Here is a 16716-nt window from a genome sequence, read left to right as displayed (position 1 = left end):
CCGCGTGCCCGCCGTCGGACCGGCTGCCGCACTCGCGCCGCGCGCCCTGCCTTCGCCGACGGCACCGCGGCGACGCATCGAGGCGGCGTTGGGGGGAGGGGCGCCCGCCAGGGGCGGCATGGTCGCGAGTCCGAAGCCGGGCGCGGCGTTCAGGGGGAGGGGAAGACGATGTGGTCGCGGGATCTCGTACGGTCACTCTATCCGCGGGCGGCCGAGGCCCATGTCGCGAGCTTCGCCCGGCAGGCCGAGGCGCTGCTCGCCCGGTTCGAGATCGGGCATGCGCCGAACCGGCTTCATTTCTTCCTGGCCCAGATCGGCCACGAATCGGCCGGCCTGACCGTCACCGTGGAGAACCTGAACTACCGGGCCGAACGGATCCTCCAGATCTGGCCGGGCCGCTTCACGAGCCTCGAGGCCGCCCGCGCCTGCGCCGGGAACCCGGAGCGCCTGGCCAACACCGTCTACAGCGACAGGATGGGCAACGGGCCGTTCGAGTCCGGCGATGGCTGGCGCTACCGCGGCCGCGGCTACCTCCAGCTCACCGGCAGGGACGGCTACAGGAACGTCGGCCGCATCGCGGGCCTCGACCTGGTCGAGCGCCCGGATCTGGCCGCGGCCCCGGACCACGCCCTGCTCGTCGCCTGCGCATTCTGGGAATGGAAGGGCCTGAACCGCCTGTGCGACGGCGGCGACTACGTGGCGGTCACGCGGCGCATCAACGGCGGCACGGTGGGGCTCGCCGACCGGCGCGCCTGGCTCGACAAGGTCCGCCGCACCTTCGCCGAGCCCGACGCCGAGCCCCAGCCTACGGCCGAGGAGGCGGTCGCGGTCCAGCGCGCGCTCCAGGACAAGGGATACGTGGAGGTGGGCGCGGCGGACGGCATCGTCGGGCGTCGCACCATCGCCGCCATCACGCGCTTTCGGCAGGAACACGGGCTGCCGCCAGGCCTGATCGACGAGGCGCTCCGCGTCGCCCTCGGCATCGTCGCGGCGTAGGAGGCCGCGGCGGGAGGAGGCCGACGCGGATCCCGGCGCCGGGCGGGCGTGGAAGCGGAGAAACCGGGGGACCGCGCGGCATGGTGCCATCGCGCCGCCACGCCGCCGAAGCGTCGCCCGGCAGGCGCTCCCTCCTCGAAGCGCCGCGCGGTCCGCCGGCGAGGGCGACGCACGGCCGCCGGCCTCGCGCGCCGTGGCAACCCTGGCCCTCTAGGCAGGGCGCGCGCCCGCCTTCCATACTCGCGCCCGGAAACGGGAGGGTCCATGAAGATGCGTAGAACGATCGTCTTCGCCGGCATGGCCGTCGCGCTCGGCTGCGCCGTCCTGAACGGCACCACGTCGGCGCAGGGCGAGGCGCCGCCGCAGCTCACCATCTTCACCGGCCCGCAGGGCGGCTCGTGGTACGCCATGGGCGGCGGCCTCGCGCGCCTGTTCCAGGAAGCGGGCGTGCGCGCCTCGAGCGAGGTCGGCGGCGGCGTCTCCAACATCGCGGTGGTCGCCGCCGGTCGCGGCGAGATGGGCTTCACCATGAGCGTCGTGCCGCCCGCCGCCGCGCGCGGGCAGCCGCCCTTCCGGCAGCCCATCACCAACATCCGCGGCATCGGCACGCTCGGGCCGAACCACGTGCACATCGTGGTGGCGGCCGACAGCGGCATCACCAGCATCGCCGAGCTGCGCGGCCGCCGCTTCGCCTCCCAGCCGGTCGGCAACGTGACGACCGAGGCCTTCCGCCTCGCGCTCGAGGCCGCCGGCATGCGCGAGGAGGATCTCGAGATCACGCGCGGCGGCCAGGGCTACGGCGCGGCGCAGATGAAGGACCGGCGGGTGGTCGGCTTCACGGCGACGACGCTCGCGCCGAGCCCCGCTTTCCTCGAGGTGGCGCAGAGCCTGGACGTGCGCTTCCTGCCGATCGACGGCGACCTGCGCGCGCGGATGCGGCAGCTCAACCCCGGCTTCCGCGACGGGGAGCTGCCGGCAGGCCTCTATCGCGGCCAGGTGGAGGCGGTGCCGACCGTGGTGACCGACCAGCTCATCTTCGTGCGGGCGGAGATGAGCGACGCGCACGCCTACTGGATCGCGCGCACCCTGGCCGAGAACCTCGACAAGCTGCGCAACATCCACGTCTCGCTCGCCGGCCTGCAGCTCGCCGACCTCGCCCAGGCGCCCGGCGTCGAGTTCCATCCGGGCGCCGCCCGCTACTGGCGCGAGAAGGGGCTGCTCCGCTGACCGGCGGCGGCCGGCGAGGACGGCGCGAGATGAGCGCGGCGGCGGCCCGCGGCGGCGGGATTGCCCACTGGCTCGGCCGGGCCCGCACCGCCGTCGCGGTCGCGATGTCCGGCTACCACCTGTGGACCGGCTTCCTCGGCACGCCGGTGGGGGAGGTGCACTTCCCGCTGCATCTCCTCCTCGCCCTGCTCGTGCTGTTCCTCGCGCGCGGCTCGGACGGGCCGGCGCGGCCGCTCGCGCTCGCCTGGGACTTCGCCCTGATCGGCGTCGCCGCCGCCGCCACGGGCTACCTCTTCCTCAACGCCCGCTACATCACCGAGCGGATGCTCTTCGTCGAGCCGCTGACGACGACGGAGACCGTCCTCGCCGCCGGGCTGCTCGTCGTGGTGCTGGAGGCGGCGCGGCGCACGGTGGGCTGGGTGCTGGTCGCCGTGCTCGCCGTGTTCCTTGCCTACGCGCTGTTCGGAAACGCGCTGCCCGGCGCGCTCTGGCACCGCGGCTACAGCCTCGAGGCGGTGCTGGAATACAGCTACCTCACGACGGAGGGCCTGTTCGGCGCGCCGCTGGCCGTCATGGCCAACTACGTCTTCCACTTCGTGCTGTTCGGCTCGCTGCTCGCCGCGAGCGGGGCCGGGGACTTCTTCACCAACCTCGCGCGCGCCCTGACCGCCCGGGCGGTGGGCGGGGCGGCGAAGAGCGCGGTGGTGGCGAGCACCTTCATGGGCATGCTCACGGGCAGCTCCGCCGCCAACGTCGTCACCACCGGCGCCTTCACCATCCCCACCATGAACCGCAGCGGCTACAGCAAGGAGTTCGCGGCGGGCGTCGAGGCGGTCGCCTCCTCCGGCGGGCAGGTCACCCCGCCGATCATGGGGGCCGCCGCCTTCATCATGATGGAGTTCACCGGCACCACCTACGCCACCATCATGGGGATCAGCGTCATCCCGGCGGGCCTCTACGCGCTCGCGGTCTACATCATGGTGGACCTGGAGGCGCGGCGGCTCGGCCTCGCCGCCGCCGCGGACCCGGGCGCGCCGACCGCGCTCGCGGTGCTGCGGCGGCAGGGCTACCTGCTGATCGCGATCGTGGTCATGATCGGCATCCTGGTGGACGGCTGGACGCCGACCACCGCCGCCGTCTGGGCGATCGCCACGCTCGTCGCGCTGCTGGTCGTGCTGGACGCCGAGAACCGGCGGCGCATCCTCACCGTCTGCTGGCAGGCCATGGCCGATGCGCCGCGGCTGGTCGCGCCCGTCACCGTGGCCTGCGCGGTCGGCGGCATCCTGGTCGGCATCATCGGGCAGACCGGGCTCGGGCTTCGCCTCTCGGGCGTCATCCTCGACGCGGCGGGCGGGCACATGATCGTGCTGCTGGTTCTCACCACCATCATGGGCGTGGTGCTCGGCATGGGCATGCCGACCTCGGGCGCCTACATCATCATGGCGGCGCTGCTCGCGCCGGGGCTGGTGCAGGGCGGCGTGACGCTGCTCGCGGCGCACATGTTCATCATGTGGGTCGCCTCCAAGTCCTCGATCACGCCGCCCGTCGCCATCGCCTCCTACGCCGCCGCCGCCGTCGCGGGCAGCGATCCGTGGCGGACGAGCTGGGTGGCCTTCCGGCTCGGCCTGTCCATCTTCCTCATCCCCTACATGTTCGTCTTCGGGCCGCAGCTTCTCGGCATGGGCGAGCCGCTGGAGGTCGGGCTGGCGGTGGCGACCGCCTCGCTCGGCATCTTCGCCCTGTCGGTCGCCATCATCGGATGGCTCTTCGCGCCGCTCGGGATGATCGAGCGTGCGGTCTTCGGAGGCGCCTCGCTGCTGCTGATCAAGCCCGGGTCGCTGACCGACGTCGCGGGCGTCGCTCTCGTCCTCGCCTTCGGCGGCCTCGCCTGGCTGCGCCGAGGGCGCGCGGCCCGCCGATGACGGCGCGCGGGACGGCCGGGCGTCGGGGGCGGCGCGGCGGGCGTCGCGACGCGGCCCGGGCAGCGGGGCTGCGCCGGCGGATCGCCCGAGGCCGCCGCGTCCCCCGGCCGGCGCCGTGGCCTCGCGGCCCGACGAGGCCTGCTCGGGCGAACGGCGCATGAGCGGCGGATCGGACATCGCCGTCCTGATCGACGTCGGCAGCACCTGGACCAAGGGCGTCGCCGTCTCGCTCCCGGACGGCCGGCTGCTGGCGCGGCGCCAGCACCCGACGACGCGCGGGGACGGCGCCGGAATCATGCGCGGCGTCGCGGCGGTGACGGCCGCGCTCGGCGCGGCGACGCCGGGCCGCCACTTCGCGTTCCGCGCCGCGGCGAGCAGCGCCGCCGGCGGGCTGCGAGTCGCCGCCCTCGGCCTGGTGCCGGACCTGACCGGCACCGCCGCCCGCCGGGCGAGCCTCGGGGCCGGCGCGCGCGTCGTCTTCACCGGCAGCTACGTCCTCGCGCCCGAGGAGATCGAGGCGATCCGGGAAGCACAGGCCGACATCGTACTGCTCACCGGCGGCACCGACGGCGGCAACGCGCAGGTGCTGCTGGAGAACGCGCGGCGGCTCGCGCAGGCGCGGCTGCCGGCGGCGGTCGTGCTCGCCGGCAACCGGTCGGCGCGGGCCGAGGCGCGGGCGCTCCTCGCCGCCGGCGGGTGCGAGGTGCGCGTGGCGGAGAACGTGCTGCCGCGGCTCGACGCGCTGAACGTCGAGAGCGCCCAGGCGGCGATCCGCGAGGTGTTCCTGGAGCGCATCGTGGTCGCGCGCGGCATCGAGGCGCTGCGCGACTGGGCCACGCACGGCCTGCTGCCGACGCCGCGCGCGGTGCTCGACGCCGCCGCCTTCCTGGCGGACGGCCCGCCGGCCCTCGGCACCACTGTCGTCGTGGACATCGGCGGGGCGACCACGGACGTGCACTCGGTCGGCGGGGCGGAGCCGGGGCCGGGCGCGGTGCTGCGCGGCCTGCCGGAGCCGCGGGCGAAGCGCACGGTCGAGGGCGACCTCGGGCTGCGGGTCAGCGCCGCGGCGGCCTCGGACGCGCTCGGCGCGGAGGCCCTGGCGCAGGCGGCCGGCACCAGCGCCGAGGCGCTGCGCCGCGAGGCGCAGGCGCGCGCGGAGCGGCCGGAGCTGCTGCGCGACGCCGCGGACCCGATCGACCGCGCCCTCGCCGTCGCCGCCGTCGCCGAGGCGCTGCACCGCCACGCCGGGGAGATCGAGCCGATCCCGCTGCGCCAGGGCATGGTGCTGCAGGTCGGCAAGGACCTCCGCAGGGCGCGGGCCCTGGTCGCCAGCGGCGGGATCTTCGCCGCGCGGCCGGACGCGGCGGCGCTGCTCGGCGAGGCGCTGGCGCGCGCCGGACGGCGCGGCCGCCTGGTGCCGGAGGCGCCGCGCCTGCTGGTCGATCGCGACTACGTGCTGTTCGCCGTGGGCCTGCTCGCCCCCCATCATCCGGGGGCCGCCGCCGCCCTCGCGGCGCGCAGCCTGGAGGGGACGTCCGATGCCGCCGCCAGCCCTGCCGCCCCGGTGACCGCGCCATGAGGCAGCCGATGAAGATCCTCTCCGCCACCGGCCAGCTCGGCTACGGCATTCCGGAGGAGGCGCTGCGGCGCGGCGTCGCCGCGGGGCCGGACGTGATCGGCGCCGACATGGGCTCGATAGACCCCGGGCCCTACTGCCTCGGCTCGGGCGAGATGGTGGTGGGCGGCGAAGCGCTGCGCCGCGACATCCGCCTGGTGCTCGAGGCCGCCAAGGAGACCGGCGCGCCGCTGCTGATGGGGTCCGCCGGCACCGCCGGGCGCTCCGAGCAGCTCGACGCCGTGGCCGAGGTGATCGAGAGCGTCGCGCGCGAGCGCGGCCTCCGCTTCCGCATGGCGCTCATCCGCGCCGACATCCCGCGCCGGACGGTGCGCGCCGCCCTGCGCGCCGGCGCGATCCTGCCCAGCGGCCCGGCGCCCCCGCTGACCGAGGCCGACCTCGACCAGGCGACCGCCATCGTCGCGCAGATGGGCGTCGAGCCATTCCAGCGCGCGATCGGCATGGGCGCCGACCTGGTCGTCGCGGGGCGCGCCTGCGACACCTCCATGTTCGCCGCGGTGCCGATCATGCGGGGTTACGACCGCGGCCTCGCCATGCACATGGCCAAGCTGATCGAGTGCGCCTCGGCCTGTGCCGACCCCGGCGGGCGGGACGCCTCGATGGGCGTGATGGGCGACGGCTGGTTCACCGTGGAGTCGATGGCGCCGCGGCTGCGCTGCACCCCCGTCTCGGTCGCCGCGCACGCGCTCTACGAGACCTCCAACCCGTTCCGGCTCGAGGAGCCCGGCGGGATCATCGACCTGACGGACTCGCGCTACGAGCAGGCGGACGAGCGGCGCGTGCGCGTCACCGGCTCCGTCTGGCGCCCGACCGGGCGCTACTACGTGAAGCTCGAGGGCGCGCGGCTCGCGGGCCACCGCTGCATCGCGATGGGCGGCATCCGCGATCCGCGCATGATCGCCGCGGCGGAGCACGTGGCGGAGGAGGCGCGTGCCGTCGTGACCCGCACCTTCGCCGGCGCCATAGACCCGGCCGACTACACCCTGCAGTTCCGCATCTACGGCAAGGACGCCGTGCTCGGCGCCGCGGAGCCGGAGCCGATCCTCGCCGGCGTGCGGGAGATCTTCGTCCTGATCGACGTGGTCGGGCGGACGGAGGCGATCGCCAAGACGGTCTGCGGCGTGGCGAAGCAGTACTACCTGCACCTGCGCTACCCGGGCATCCTCTGCACCAGCGGCAACGTCGCCCACCCCTTCTCGCCGGACGTCCTGCCGGCGGGGAAGGTGTACGAGTTCAACGTCCACCACCTGATGCCGGTGGACGACCCCTGCGCCCCGTTCCCCATCGAGATGCGCGAGATCGGAGGCACCGCCCGATGAGCACTCCGGCCCCTTCGGCGAGCAAGGGCACCGTCGTCACCGGCGTGATCGGCGACGACGTGCACGTGATCGGCATCCGCATCATGGAGTACGCGCTGCGCCGGTCCGGCTTCGCCGTCGTCTCGCTCGGCCCGCTCGCCTCGCAGAAGGAATTCGTCGAGGCGGCGATCGAGACGGCGGCCGATGCGCTGTTCGTCTCCTCGCTCAACGGCCATGCGGAGCTGCACCTGCCCGGCCTGCGCGGGGCCTGCGTGGAGGCCGGCATCGGCGACATCCTGATCTACGCCGGCGGCCAGCTCACCATCCGCCAGCCCGAATGGTCGGGGGTGGAGCGGCGCTTCACGCAGGGGATGGGCCTCGACCGCGTCTATCCGCCGGGCACCAGCCCCGACGTGCCGATCCGGGACCTCGCCGCCGACATCGCGGCGCGACGACGGCGCGCCGGGGCGGCAGCGGAGGCATCCGAATGAGCGCCGCCACCCGTTCGCGCCCGGCCGCCGCCCCGCCGGTCACCGCCGGGCGCTGGGACGACGCGCGCTTCGAGGCGGAGCGCGCGCGCGTCCTCGCCGGCTGGCGCACCGGGGCGGAGGTGGACCTCGCCGAGGCCGCCGCCCTCCACAAGCGCCGCCCGGCGCTCGCGAACGTGCCGCGCAAGCGCGCCTGGGGGCGCGAGACCGGCACCGTCCTGATCCAGCCCTACGGCGGCGTGACCACGCTCGCCGGCCACACGGAGCTGGTGCGCCACCTCGCCGAGGTCGGCGAGGCGGACATCGTGCCGACGACGGTGGACAGCCAGACCCGCAACCTGAAATACGCCAGCGCCGAGGAGGCGCTGCGGGCGAGCGAGCGCCAGGGCAAGGAGCTGCTCAACGGCTTCCCGATCGTGAACCACGGCGTCCGCGGCGCCCGCCAGGTCGTGGAGGCGGTCGAGGTCCCCGTGGAGCTGCGCATCGGCACGGTGGTGCCGCAGCTCGCCTGCGAGATCGCCTTCGCGGCGGGCATGTCGTCGGTCACCGCGGGGCCGATCTACTACACGGCGCACTACTCGCGCGACACCGGATTCGCCGAGACCATCGCCAACTGGCAGTACGTGTTCCGCCTGATCGGCCGCTACGCCGAGCTCGGCGTGCCGATCGGGCTGCAGATCCACGGCATCGGCACCTCGACGCCGTTCCCGAACACGCTGCTCGGTGCCGCCGCGGTGCTGGAGACGCTGATCGCGGCGGCGCAGGGCGCGCGCAGCTTCGCCGTGGACGCGCGGCTGATGGGCAACCTGGCGCAGGACATCGCCGGCGTGCGCGCCATCCGCGAGATCGTGGAGGAGTACGTCGTCCGCCGCTTCGGCTACGCCGACGCCGCGATCACCATCGACCGCAAGAGCTGGGGCGGCAAGTACCCGGAGGACACGGCGCGCGCCTTCGGCATCGTCTGCTACAATGCGGTGAGCGGCGTGCTCGCCGGCGCGGACGAGTTCATCGCCAATTCCGTGCAGGAGGGGGTGGGCATCCCGCTCAAGGAGGCGAACGCCGACACGCTGAAGGCGATCCGCCAGGTGGTCGGCGTGATGCGCGGCCAGCGAGCGGCGCTCGCGGGCGAGGAGGTGGAGACCGAGGTCGAGCACATGAAGGCCGAGATGCGGGCCATCCTCGATGCGGCGCTCGACCTCGGTCAGGGCGATCCGGCGCTGGCGACGGTGCGCGGCTTCCAGGCCGGGCTGCTCGACATCCCCTTCGCTGCCAGCCGGCACTGCCGCGGCGAGGTGATGGTCGCGCGCGACGCGGCGGGGGCGGTGCGCTACCTCGATCCCGGCCGAGTGCCTGTGCCGGCGGCCGTGCTCGCGCGCCACCGCGCCTGCCTGGAGCGGCGCGCTGCCGCGCGCGGCCGGCCGATCGACTACCAGACGATCGTGGACGACATCTTCTCCATCTCCCGCGGCTTCCTGGTGAGGGACTGAGCGACATGGCGAGGCTCGAGGACATCGCGCGGGTCATCCGCAGCAAGAACGCCGGCCCCTACTGCGTCACCCTCGACATCCTGTTCGGCGACGAGGCCGCCTACCGTCGCGTCGAGCGGTCGGGCGCGATCACGCGGGAGCGCATGGCCGCGCTCTACAGGCGGCCGGTCGAGGCCGTCGAGGTGTTCCACCACCCGGCCGCGCTTGCGATGAAGGTGAGCTTCGCGCGCCAGGTGCCGGCAGGATCGGTGCAGGACACCGACCTCTACGGAGCGCAGCAGCACGTGCTGCTCTATCCGATCGAGGTTCCCTGAGACGGCGCCTTCCCCGAGGCGCCTCGCGCCCGCCGCGAGTTCGGATTGGAACGGTCGCCGCATGCGCTTCATCGTCCTTGTCCTCGATGGGCTGCGGCCCGACCTCGTCGTGCCCGCGACGATGCCCCACCTGGCGCGGCTCGCCGCGGCGGGCGCGCGCTTCGCGCGGGCGCGCAGCGTCTTTCCGAGCGAGACGCGCGTCGCCTGCGCCTCGCTCGCCACCGGCAGCCGCCCCGGCGCGCACGGCCTTGCGGCCAATACGCTGTTCGACGCGGGCGTGCTGCCGGACCGGCTGCTGCGCACCGCGGAGGCCGGCGACCTCGCGCTGCTCGTGCCGCCCGGCGGGGATTCGCCGCTCGGACGGCCGACGCTCGGCGTGCGGCTGGCCGCGGCCGGGAGGCGGCTCGCGGTCGTTTCCGGCGGCACTTCCGGCTCGGCCTTCCTGCTGTTCCCGGAGGCGGAGCGGCTGGGCGGCTTCCGCTGGAACGTCGCCGACACCGCGGGCGCCGCGGCCGCGCGCGTGCGCGCGCGGTGCGGCCCGACGCCGCCGCAGGCGGTGCCGAACGCCGCGCGGGTCGTCTTCCTCGGCCGGGTGCTGACCGAGCTGGTGCTGCCGGAGCTGCGCCCGGACGTCGCGCTGCTCTGGTGCCCGGAACCGGACCTGAGCGGCCACTACCTCGGCCTCGGCGCCGGCGCGACGCGCGAGGTCGCGCTGCGCGCGGCCGACGACCTGGTGGGCCGGGTGGCGGCGTGGCGGGATGCCCAGCCGGACGCGGCGGAGATCGGCCTCGTCGTCCTCTCCGACCACGGCATGGTCACCGGGCCGCGCAAGGTCTCGCTGGCCGAAGCGCTGCGGCGCGCCGGATTCCGCGCCGGGACGAGCCTCGACGCGGGCGCCGACGTGGTCGTCGCGCCCGGGGCCGCACCGGGCCTCTGGCTGCGGGACGCCGCGGCGCTGGCCGGCCCGGTCGCCGGCTTCCTCGCCGCGCAGCCCTGGACGGCGGCGCTGCTGGCCCGCGATCCGGCGGCGCTCGGCCTCGCGGACGCGCTGCCGCTCGCCCTGTTCGGCGCGGCGCACCCGCGCGCGCCCGACCTGATGCTGGCCTTCGCCGGCGAGGAGGCGCCTGACCCCGGCGGCCTGCCCGGCACCGCGCCGTTCGACGTCGCGGACGTGCCGGAGGGTGGGGCGATGCACGGCGGGCTGCACCGGCGCGAGCTGGCGACGGTGCTGCTGATGCAGGGCGGCCCCTTCCGCCGCGGCGCAGTGGTGCAGGGCGCGGCGGACCTCAGCGACCTCGCCCCGACCCTGCTGCACCTGCTCGGCACCGCCGCGGAGGGCATGGAGGGCCGCGTGCTCCGCGCCGCCTGGGACGGCGCCGCCGACGCGCCGCCGGAGCGCGAGACCCGCGCGCTGCCGCGCGGCTTCGCGCTCGAGCTGATGCGCCAGGAGGGGCGGCGCTATCCGACCGCCCTCACCCGCGCGGTCTGAGCCGCCGCCCGCCCACCCCGGGCTCAGCCCCGGTGGTCCAGCCCGATGTCGAGCACCGTTGCGCTGTGCGTCAGCCAGCCGATGGAGATCAGGTCGACGCCGCTGGCCGCCACCTCGGGCGCGGTCTGCGGGGTGATGCGGCCCGACGCCTCGGTGATCGCGCGGCCGCCGACCATCGCGACCGCCTCGCGCAGCGCCGGCGGGGCCATGTTGTCGAGCAGCACCGCGTCCACGCCGAGCGCCAGCGCCTCCTCGAGCTGGGCGAGGGTGTCCACCTCCAGCTCGATCTTCACCATGTGCCCGACCCGCGCGCGGGCGCGCTCCACCGCCGGCCGGACGCCGCCGGCGATGGCGACGTGGTTGTCCTTGATCAGCACCGCGTCGTCGAGCCCGAAGCGGTGGTTGGAACCGCCGCCGACCCGCACCGCGTACTTCTGCACGGCGCGCAGCCCCGGCATGGTCTTGCGCGTGCAGCATATGCTCGCGCGGGTGCCGCGCACGGCCTCCACCACCGAAGCGGTGGCGCTGGCGACGCCGCTGAGGTGGCAGAGGAAATTGAGCGCCGTGCGCTCGGCGGTCAACAGGCCGCGCGCCGGGCCCGAGAGCGTCGCGATCACGTCGCCGGGCGCGAGCCGGGTGCCGTCCGGCCGCTCCACCGCCGCCTCGATGCGCGGCTCGACCAGCCGGAACGCGAGCAGCGCCAGGTCGAGCCCGGCCACCACCCCGGGCTGGCGGGCGGTCAGCGCGACGCGCGCCTGCGCCTTGGCCGGCACGATGGCGTCGGTGGTGAGGTCGCCGGCGCGGCCGAGGTCCTCGAGCAGGGCGGCGCGCACCAGCGGCTCGAGCATCACCATCGGCAGGGAAGGGATGGTCATCGTTCCGACCTCCCGCGAGGTCAGATCGCCAGCATGCGCTCGACCGCGCGGCGGGCGCGGTCGGCGACCTCCGGCGCGATCGTCACCTCGTGCCGCATCTCCTCCAACGCGGCGCGGATCTTGGGCAGGGTGATGCGCTTCATATGCGGACAGAGGTTGCAGGGGCGGACGAAGGAGACCCCCGGGTGCTGCGCGGCGACGTTGTCGCTCATCGAGCACTCGGTGATCAGCGCCACGCGGGCGGGCCTGTTCCGGCCGACGAAGTCGCTCATCATGGCGGTGGAGCCGGCGAAGTCCGCCTCCGCCACCACCTCCGGCGAGCACTCCGGATGGGCGAGCACCACGACGCCCGGATTCTCCCGCCGGAGCTGGCGGATCTCGGCGGCGGTGAAGCGCGCGTGCACCTCGCAGTGGCCGGCCCAGGTGATGACCTCGACGCCGGTCTCCTTCGCGACGTTCTGCGCCAGGTACTCGTCGGGCAGCAGGATCACGCGCGGCGCGCCGAGGGACTCCACCACCTTCCGGACGTTGCCCGAGGTGCAGCAGATGTCGGACTCCGCCTTCACCGCGGCCGAGGTGTTGACGTAGGCCACAACCGGCACGCCGGGATGGCGCGCGCGCAGCAGACGGACGTCGGCGGGGGTGATGCTTCCGGCCAGCGAGCAGCCGGCCCCGAGGTCCGGGATCAGCACGGTCTTGCCCGGATTGAGCAGCTTCGCCGTCTCGGCCATGAAGTGCACGCCGGCGAGGACGATGACCTCCGCGTCCACCCTCGTCGCCTCGCGCGCGAGGGCGAGGCTGTCGCCGACGATGTCGGCGACACAGTGGAAGATCTCCGGCGTCTGGTAGTTGTGCGCCAGCACCACCGCGTTGCGCCGGCGCTTCAGCGCGAGGATCGCGTCGATGTCCTCGGCGAAGACGGGCCATTCGATGGGCGGGATGACGCGCCGGACGCGCTCGTAGAGCGGGGCGGTGCGGTCCAGGACGGCGGCGTCTGCGGGCATGCGTCCTCCTTATGCTCGGAAAGAGCAAAAAAGGGGCCAGGAAAAGGGCCCGTCGGGCCCCTAATTATGCTATTGCCGAGCATAACAGGCCGTCAAGCGCGGCCGCCGGATGCCGGACCGGAGGCGCCTCAGACCCCGCGCGCGAGGGGCAGCTTGGTGCCGGCGGCGGCCCGCTCGTGCAGCACCTGCGGGCGGAAGCGGAACAGCTTGGCCGGACGGCCGCCGGTCTCGGTCGCAACCTCGCCGGTCTCCTCCACCAGGGCCTGTTGCTCGATCAGGCGGCGGAAGTTCTGCTTGTGCAGGCGCAGTCCCGCCAGCGCCTCGACCGTGCGCTGCAGCTGCAGCAGGGTGAAGCTCTCCGGCATCAGCTCGAACACCACCGGGCGGTACTTGATCTTGGCGCGCAGCCGGGCAATGGCGGTCGCGAGGATGCGGCGGTGGTCGTGCAGCATCGGCGCGCCGGGCAGCGCCTCCGCCCCGTCGCCGCCACGGCGCCGGATCGCCTCAGGCACCAGCCCCGCCTCGAACAGCAGCTCATAGCGCTGCAGCACCAGCTCCTCGTTCCAGGGCAGGCCGCCGAGCGCGAAGGCGATGCGCGCGCGCCGCTGGCGTTCGCGGCGCAGGGCCGGCTCGCTTGCCGCCGCGGCCCAGGTCCGCAGCGCGGGGGCGATGGCCTTGGCGACCATCGGCGGCGGCCCGTCGCGCCAGTCCTCCCACGGGAAGTAGCGGTACCAGCTCCGCCAGCTCGCGTCGTGCTGCCCCGCGGCCCGGGCGGCCTGGCGCGTCAGGGCGAGGTAGCTGATCGAGACGAACCGCCGCGCCGCGTCCTCGGCCGAGCGGTCGCGGTCGGCGAAGGTGTAGAGCTGCTCGACATAGCCGAGCGGGTGGCCGGTCTGGCGCTCGACCCAGGCGCGAAGCCCCGCCTGGAGCGAGCGGTGGCCGGTCTCGAACGGGCCCGAGGGCAGCAGCGCGCCGTCGCGGATGGTCAGGACGCGCGGCTCGTCCTCCGCGACGGCGACCAGCACCGCGATCAGCTCGACCTCGATGGACTGGGCAGGGGCGGCGGGCACGGCGGACAGCGGTCGGCTCCGGCTCGGGTGACCCTGACCCGAGGCGACGGGCGGGCCTGGATCCTCATGGCACGCCGCTGCCGTCGCCGCCACCGCGCCGGGCGCCCGCTCCAGCGGCGGCCCCGCCAGGCGGAGCGCGCCGTGGCAGCGCTCCGCGCCACGGGCCGGGTCGTCGAGGAGGAACAGCGTGCCGCCATCGGTCATGCCTGGGTCTCCCTGGTGCGGCCAGCGGCGGGGCGCGGGTCCTCGCGGTGCAGCGTCTCGCTCATGCGCAGCGCCACCACGGCGCCCGAGGCGAAGGTCAGCGCGGCGACGACCCAGAGGGCCATGCCCAGGCCGAGCGCGTCGGCGACCACGCCCGCCACCACCGCGCCGAAGGCGTAGCCGAGGTCGCGCCACAGACGGTAGACGCCGACCGCCGAGGCCCGCCAGGCCGGATGCGCGACGTCGGCCACGGCCGCGAGCAGCGTCGGATAGACCATCGCCGTGCCGAGGCCGAGCAGCACCGATCCCGCCGCGAAGCCGGCGAAGCCCGCGGAGAGCGCGATCGCCGCGATCCCTGCGGCCTGCACCGCCATGCCGCCGGCGATGAGCCACTTGCGCCCGGCGCGGTCGGACCACGCTCCGGTGACGAGCTGCGCCGCGCCCCAGACGGCGGGATAGAGCGCCGCGAGCGCGCCGATCTCGGCGAGGCCGAGGTCCGCCCCCGCGAACACCAGGGGGAACAGTCCCCAGGCCGCCCCGTCGTTCAGGTTGTTCGCCAGCCCGGCCTGGGTCGCGCTGGAGAGGTTCCGGTCGGTCAGCGTGGCGCGCAGGAACACCTCGCGCTCGGATGGCCGCGCCGCGCCGCCCGGCGACGGCGCGCCGCCGGGACGGGTGCGCGCCTCATGCTCGGCATGGTGCCGGGTCTCGCGCACGAGGAGCACCGAGAGGCCGAAGCCCAGCGCGACGAAGGCGACGCCGAGCCAGAAGGGGGCGGGGCGGAGCCCGTGGCGCGCGGCGATCCAGCCGGTCGCCCAGGCCGCGAGTGCGACCGCGAGGTAGCCGGCGAACTCGTTCAGCCCCATGGCGAGGCCGCGGTTGCGGGGCCCCGCGAGGTCGATCTTCATGATCACTGTCGTGGACCAGGCGAGCCCTTGGCTAACGCCGAGCAGGACGTTCGCCGCCACCACCCACTCCCAGCCCGGCGCCCACATCAGGACGAAGGGAACCGGCGCGGCGAGCGCCCAGCCCGCCACCAGCACGGGCCAGCGCCCGTGGCGGTCGGACAGCCGGCCGGCGAGATAGTTGGTGAAGGCCTTCGAGAGGCCGAAGGCGAGGATGAAGGACAAGATCGCCGCCCGCGCCGCGAGGCCGAACTCCTGCTCGGCGATCGCGGGCAGGATGCTGCGCTCCATCCCGACCATGCCGCCGACGAAGGCGTTGACCAGCACCAGCAGCGAGAACTGCCCGAGGTTGGCGCGGAGGCCGAGCCGGAGCTGGCCGGCGGCGGCCGAGCTTGCGGTCGGCATGCGTGCTCCCCTCCGCCCGGCGGGGCCGACACCCTGAGCCCGGCCGATCCTCATGCGCGAGGGCGACGCCCAGCAGGCGCGGCGTCCCGCGTGCCACGCGCCGGGCCTGGCGGTCAAGGCGGGCAAGGAAGACAGGAACGAGGGCCGCTCATCGGCACGGGCGCGCCGCCGGCGCGGGCGGCGGCGCGAGGTGGTGGAAAGCCGGGCCGCCCCGCCCGGCGGTCCGTCCGCGCGCCGGCCGCTACCCTCGGAACTGCCCGCCGCCGTCGGCGTCGAGCACCGTCCCGCTCATGTAGCTGGCGCGCGCCGAGGCCAGGTACACCGCGAGGTCGGCGATCTCCTCCGGTTCCGCCGCGCGGCCGAAGGGCAGGTTGGCGTCCATCTCGCGCCAGCGGCTCTCGTCGCCGAAGCGGCTCCTGGCGCGCGCCCTGGCCAGCGTCTCGTGGCGCTCCGTGCGCGTGGCCGCGGGGTTGATGCCGACCACCCGCACGCCCTTGTCCACGCTCGCCGCGCCGAGCGCGTTGGTGAAGGCGATCAGCGCCGCGTTGCCGGCCGCGCCGCAGATGTAGTCCGCCCGCGACCGGCGGCCCGCCATGCCGATGATGTTGACGATCACGCCCCGGCCGCGCGCCTCCATCACCGGCAGGTAGAGCTGGGTCAGGTGGATGTAGCCGAACACCTTCAGCCGCCACGCCTCCTCCCAGCGCGCCAGCGGGATGTCGCGCAGCGTGCCGCCCGGGATGGCGCCGGCGTTGTTGACCAGCACGTCAACCTCCGGATGCGCCGCGTGCAGCCCCTCGCGCGCCCTGGCGTCGGAGAGGTCGGCGGCGTGCACGGCGACGCCGACATTGTGCCTGGCGCGGATGCCGGCGGCCGCCTTCTCCAGCGCCGCGCCGTCGCGCGAGGCGAGGATCAGGTCGCAGCCCTCGGCGGCGAAGGCCGTGGCGCAGGCCAGGCCGATGCCCTTCGATCCGCCCGTCACCAGCACGCGCTTGCCGCGCAGTTCCAGGTCCATGGCGCGCTCCCTCCCCGCCTCGCTCGATGGCGGGCGGCGGCGGGGCCGCCGCCCACGCCCAACCCTCTCCCGCGGCGCGGGTGAGGGCAAGGGCGAGCGGCGCCGAGCGCATCCGGGCCGGCCCCGGCCGACCGATGGCAGCCCGTCTCGCCCCTCTCCGCAGCGGGACCGGGCCCAGCGGACCGCGGGGTGCGGGGCTCCACGGCGCGGGCCAGAGGGCGCGGACGGACTCGACCGCGTCGTCATCGGCGACGGGGTGGAAGCGGGCGAAGCGGATCGTCAGCCGCGTCGTCTGCGCCACTGCGAGCTTCCGGTCGCCCGGCAGGGTGCCGAGGGACAGGCGGGCGATCCGGCCGGGGGAGTCTGGCCGGAACGCCTCGCCCT

At 75.1% G+C, this 16716-nt stretch carries 14 protein-coding genes; 9 read left to right on the top strand and 5 right to left on the bottom strand.

Going from position 1 to position 16716, the window contains the following annotated elements; all coding sequences use genetic code 11:
* Nucleotides 1-168 precede the first annotated feature (168 nt).
* The 9 genes from IEX99_RS21080 (at nt 169) to IEX99_RS21040 (ending at nt 10857) form a co-directional block, all read left to right on the top strand.
* Nucleotides 169-996 carry a glycoside hydrolase family 19 protein gene (locus tag IEX99_RS21080; protein ID WP_188903996.1) on the top strand — a complete coding sequence of 276 codons (828 nt, stop codon included), beginning with the start codon at nt 169-171 and terminating at the stop codon, nt 994-996.
* A 264-nt stretch (nt 997-1260) separates the two neighbouring features.
* Nucleotides 1261-2223 (top strand): TAXI family TRAP transporter solute-binding subunit, encoded by a 963-nt coding sequence (locus IEX99_RS21075; RefSeq protein WP_188903994.1) that lies wholly within the window; start codon nt 1261-1263, stop codon nt 2221-2223.
* 29 nt (nt 2224-2252) lie between these two features.
* Nucleotides 2253-4145 carry a TRAP transporter permease gene (locus IEX99_RS21070; protein ID WP_188903992.1) on the top strand — a complete coding sequence of 631 codons (1893 nt, stop codon included), beginning with the start codon at nt 2253-2255 and terminating at the stop codon, nt 4143-4145.
* 157 nt (nt 4146-4302) lie between these two features.
* On the top strand, nt 4303-5724 hold the full coding sequence (glmL, locus tag IEX99_RS21065) for a methylaspartate mutase accessory protein GlmL (protein ID WP_188903990.1): 1422 nt from the start codon (nt 4303-4305) through the stop codon (nt 5722-5724).
* On the top strand, nt 5721-7100 hold the full coding sequence (locus tag IEX99_RS21060; protein ID WP_188903988.1) for an acyclic terpene utilization AtuA family protein: 1380 nt from the start codon (nt 5721-5723) through the stop codon (nt 7098-7100). The genes glmL and IEX99_RS21060 overlap by 4 nt, the downstream gene beginning before the upstream one ends.
* Complete coding sequence (glmS, locus tag IEX99_RS21055; protein ID WP_188903986.1) at nt 7097-7570, top strand: methylaspartate mutase subunit S; 474 nt, start codon at nt 7097-7099, stop codon at nt 7568-7570. Before IEX99_RS21060 ends, glmS begins: the two co-directional genes overlap by 4 nt.
* A complete protein-coding gene (locus IEX99_RS21050) occupies nt 7567-9054 on the top strand; it encodes a methylaspartate mutase subunit E (RefSeq protein ID WP_188903984.1) in 1488 nt (495 codons plus the stop codon). Before glmS ends, IEX99_RS21050 begins: the two co-directional genes overlap by 4 nt.
* A gap of 5 nt (nt 9055-9059) precedes the next feature.
* Nucleotides 9060-9368, top strand: a complete 309-nt coding sequence (locus IEX99_RS21045; RefSeq protein ID WP_188903982.1) for a DUF4387 domain-containing protein — start codon at nt 9060-9062, stop codon at nt 9366-9368.
* 61 nt (nt 9369-9429) lie between these two features.
* Nucleotides 9430-10857 (top strand): alkaline phosphatase family protein, encoded by a 1428-nt coding sequence (locus tag IEX99_RS21040; protein ID WP_188903980.1) that lies wholly within the window; start codon nt 9430-9432, stop codon nt 10855-10857.
* A gap of 23 nt (nt 10858-10880) precedes the next feature.
* On the opposite strand, the gene nadC is transcribed toward IEX99_RS21040, so the two are convergent.
* The 5 genes from nadC to IEX99_RS21015 form a co-directional block, all read right to left on the bottom strand.
* Nucleotides 10881-11732 carry a carboxylating nicotinate-nucleotide diphosphorylase gene (gene nadC / locus IEX99_RS21035; RefSeq protein WP_188903978.1) on the bottom strand — a complete coding sequence of 284 codons (852 nt, stop codon included), beginning with the start codon at nt 11730-11732 and terminating at the stop codon, nt 10881-10883.
* A 20-nt stretch (nt 11733-11752) separates the two neighbouring features.
* Nucleotides 11753-12736 carry a quinolinate synthase NadA gene (nadA, locus tag IEX99_RS21030; protein WP_188903976.1) on the bottom strand — a complete coding sequence of 328 codons (984 nt, stop codon included), beginning with the start codon at nt 12734-12736 and terminating at the stop codon, nt 11753-11755.
* A 128-nt stretch (nt 12737-12864) separates the two neighbouring features.
* On the bottom strand, nt 12865-14010 hold the full coding sequence (locus tag IEX99_RS21025) for an NUDIX hydrolase (RefSeq protein WP_373285239.1): 1146 nt from the start codon (nt 14008-14010) through the stop codon (nt 12865-12867).
* Nucleotides 14007-15317: an MFS transporter gene (locus IEX99_RS21020; protein WP_188903974.1), complete on the bottom strand. Its 1311-nt coding sequence runs from the start codon at nt 15315-15317 to the stop codon at nt 14007-14009. Before IEX99_RS21020 ends, IEX99_RS21025 begins: the two co-directional genes overlap by 4 nt.
* A gap of 241 nt (nt 15318-15558) precedes the next feature.
* On the bottom strand, nt 15559-16332 hold the full coding sequence (locus IEX99_RS21015) for an SDR family oxidoreductase (protein ID WP_188903972.1): 774 nt from the start codon (nt 16330-16332) through the stop codon (nt 15559-15561).
* Nucleotides 16333-16716 lie beyond the last annotated feature (384 nt).

This window comes from Caldovatus sediminis (genome assembly GCF_014644455.1).
Taxonomy (GTDB): domain Bacteria; phylum Pseudomonadota; class Alphaproteobacteria; order Acetobacterales; family Acetobacteraceae; genus Caldovatus; species Caldovatus sediminis.
This window is presented reverse-complemented; position numbering and strand designations above follow the sequence as displayed.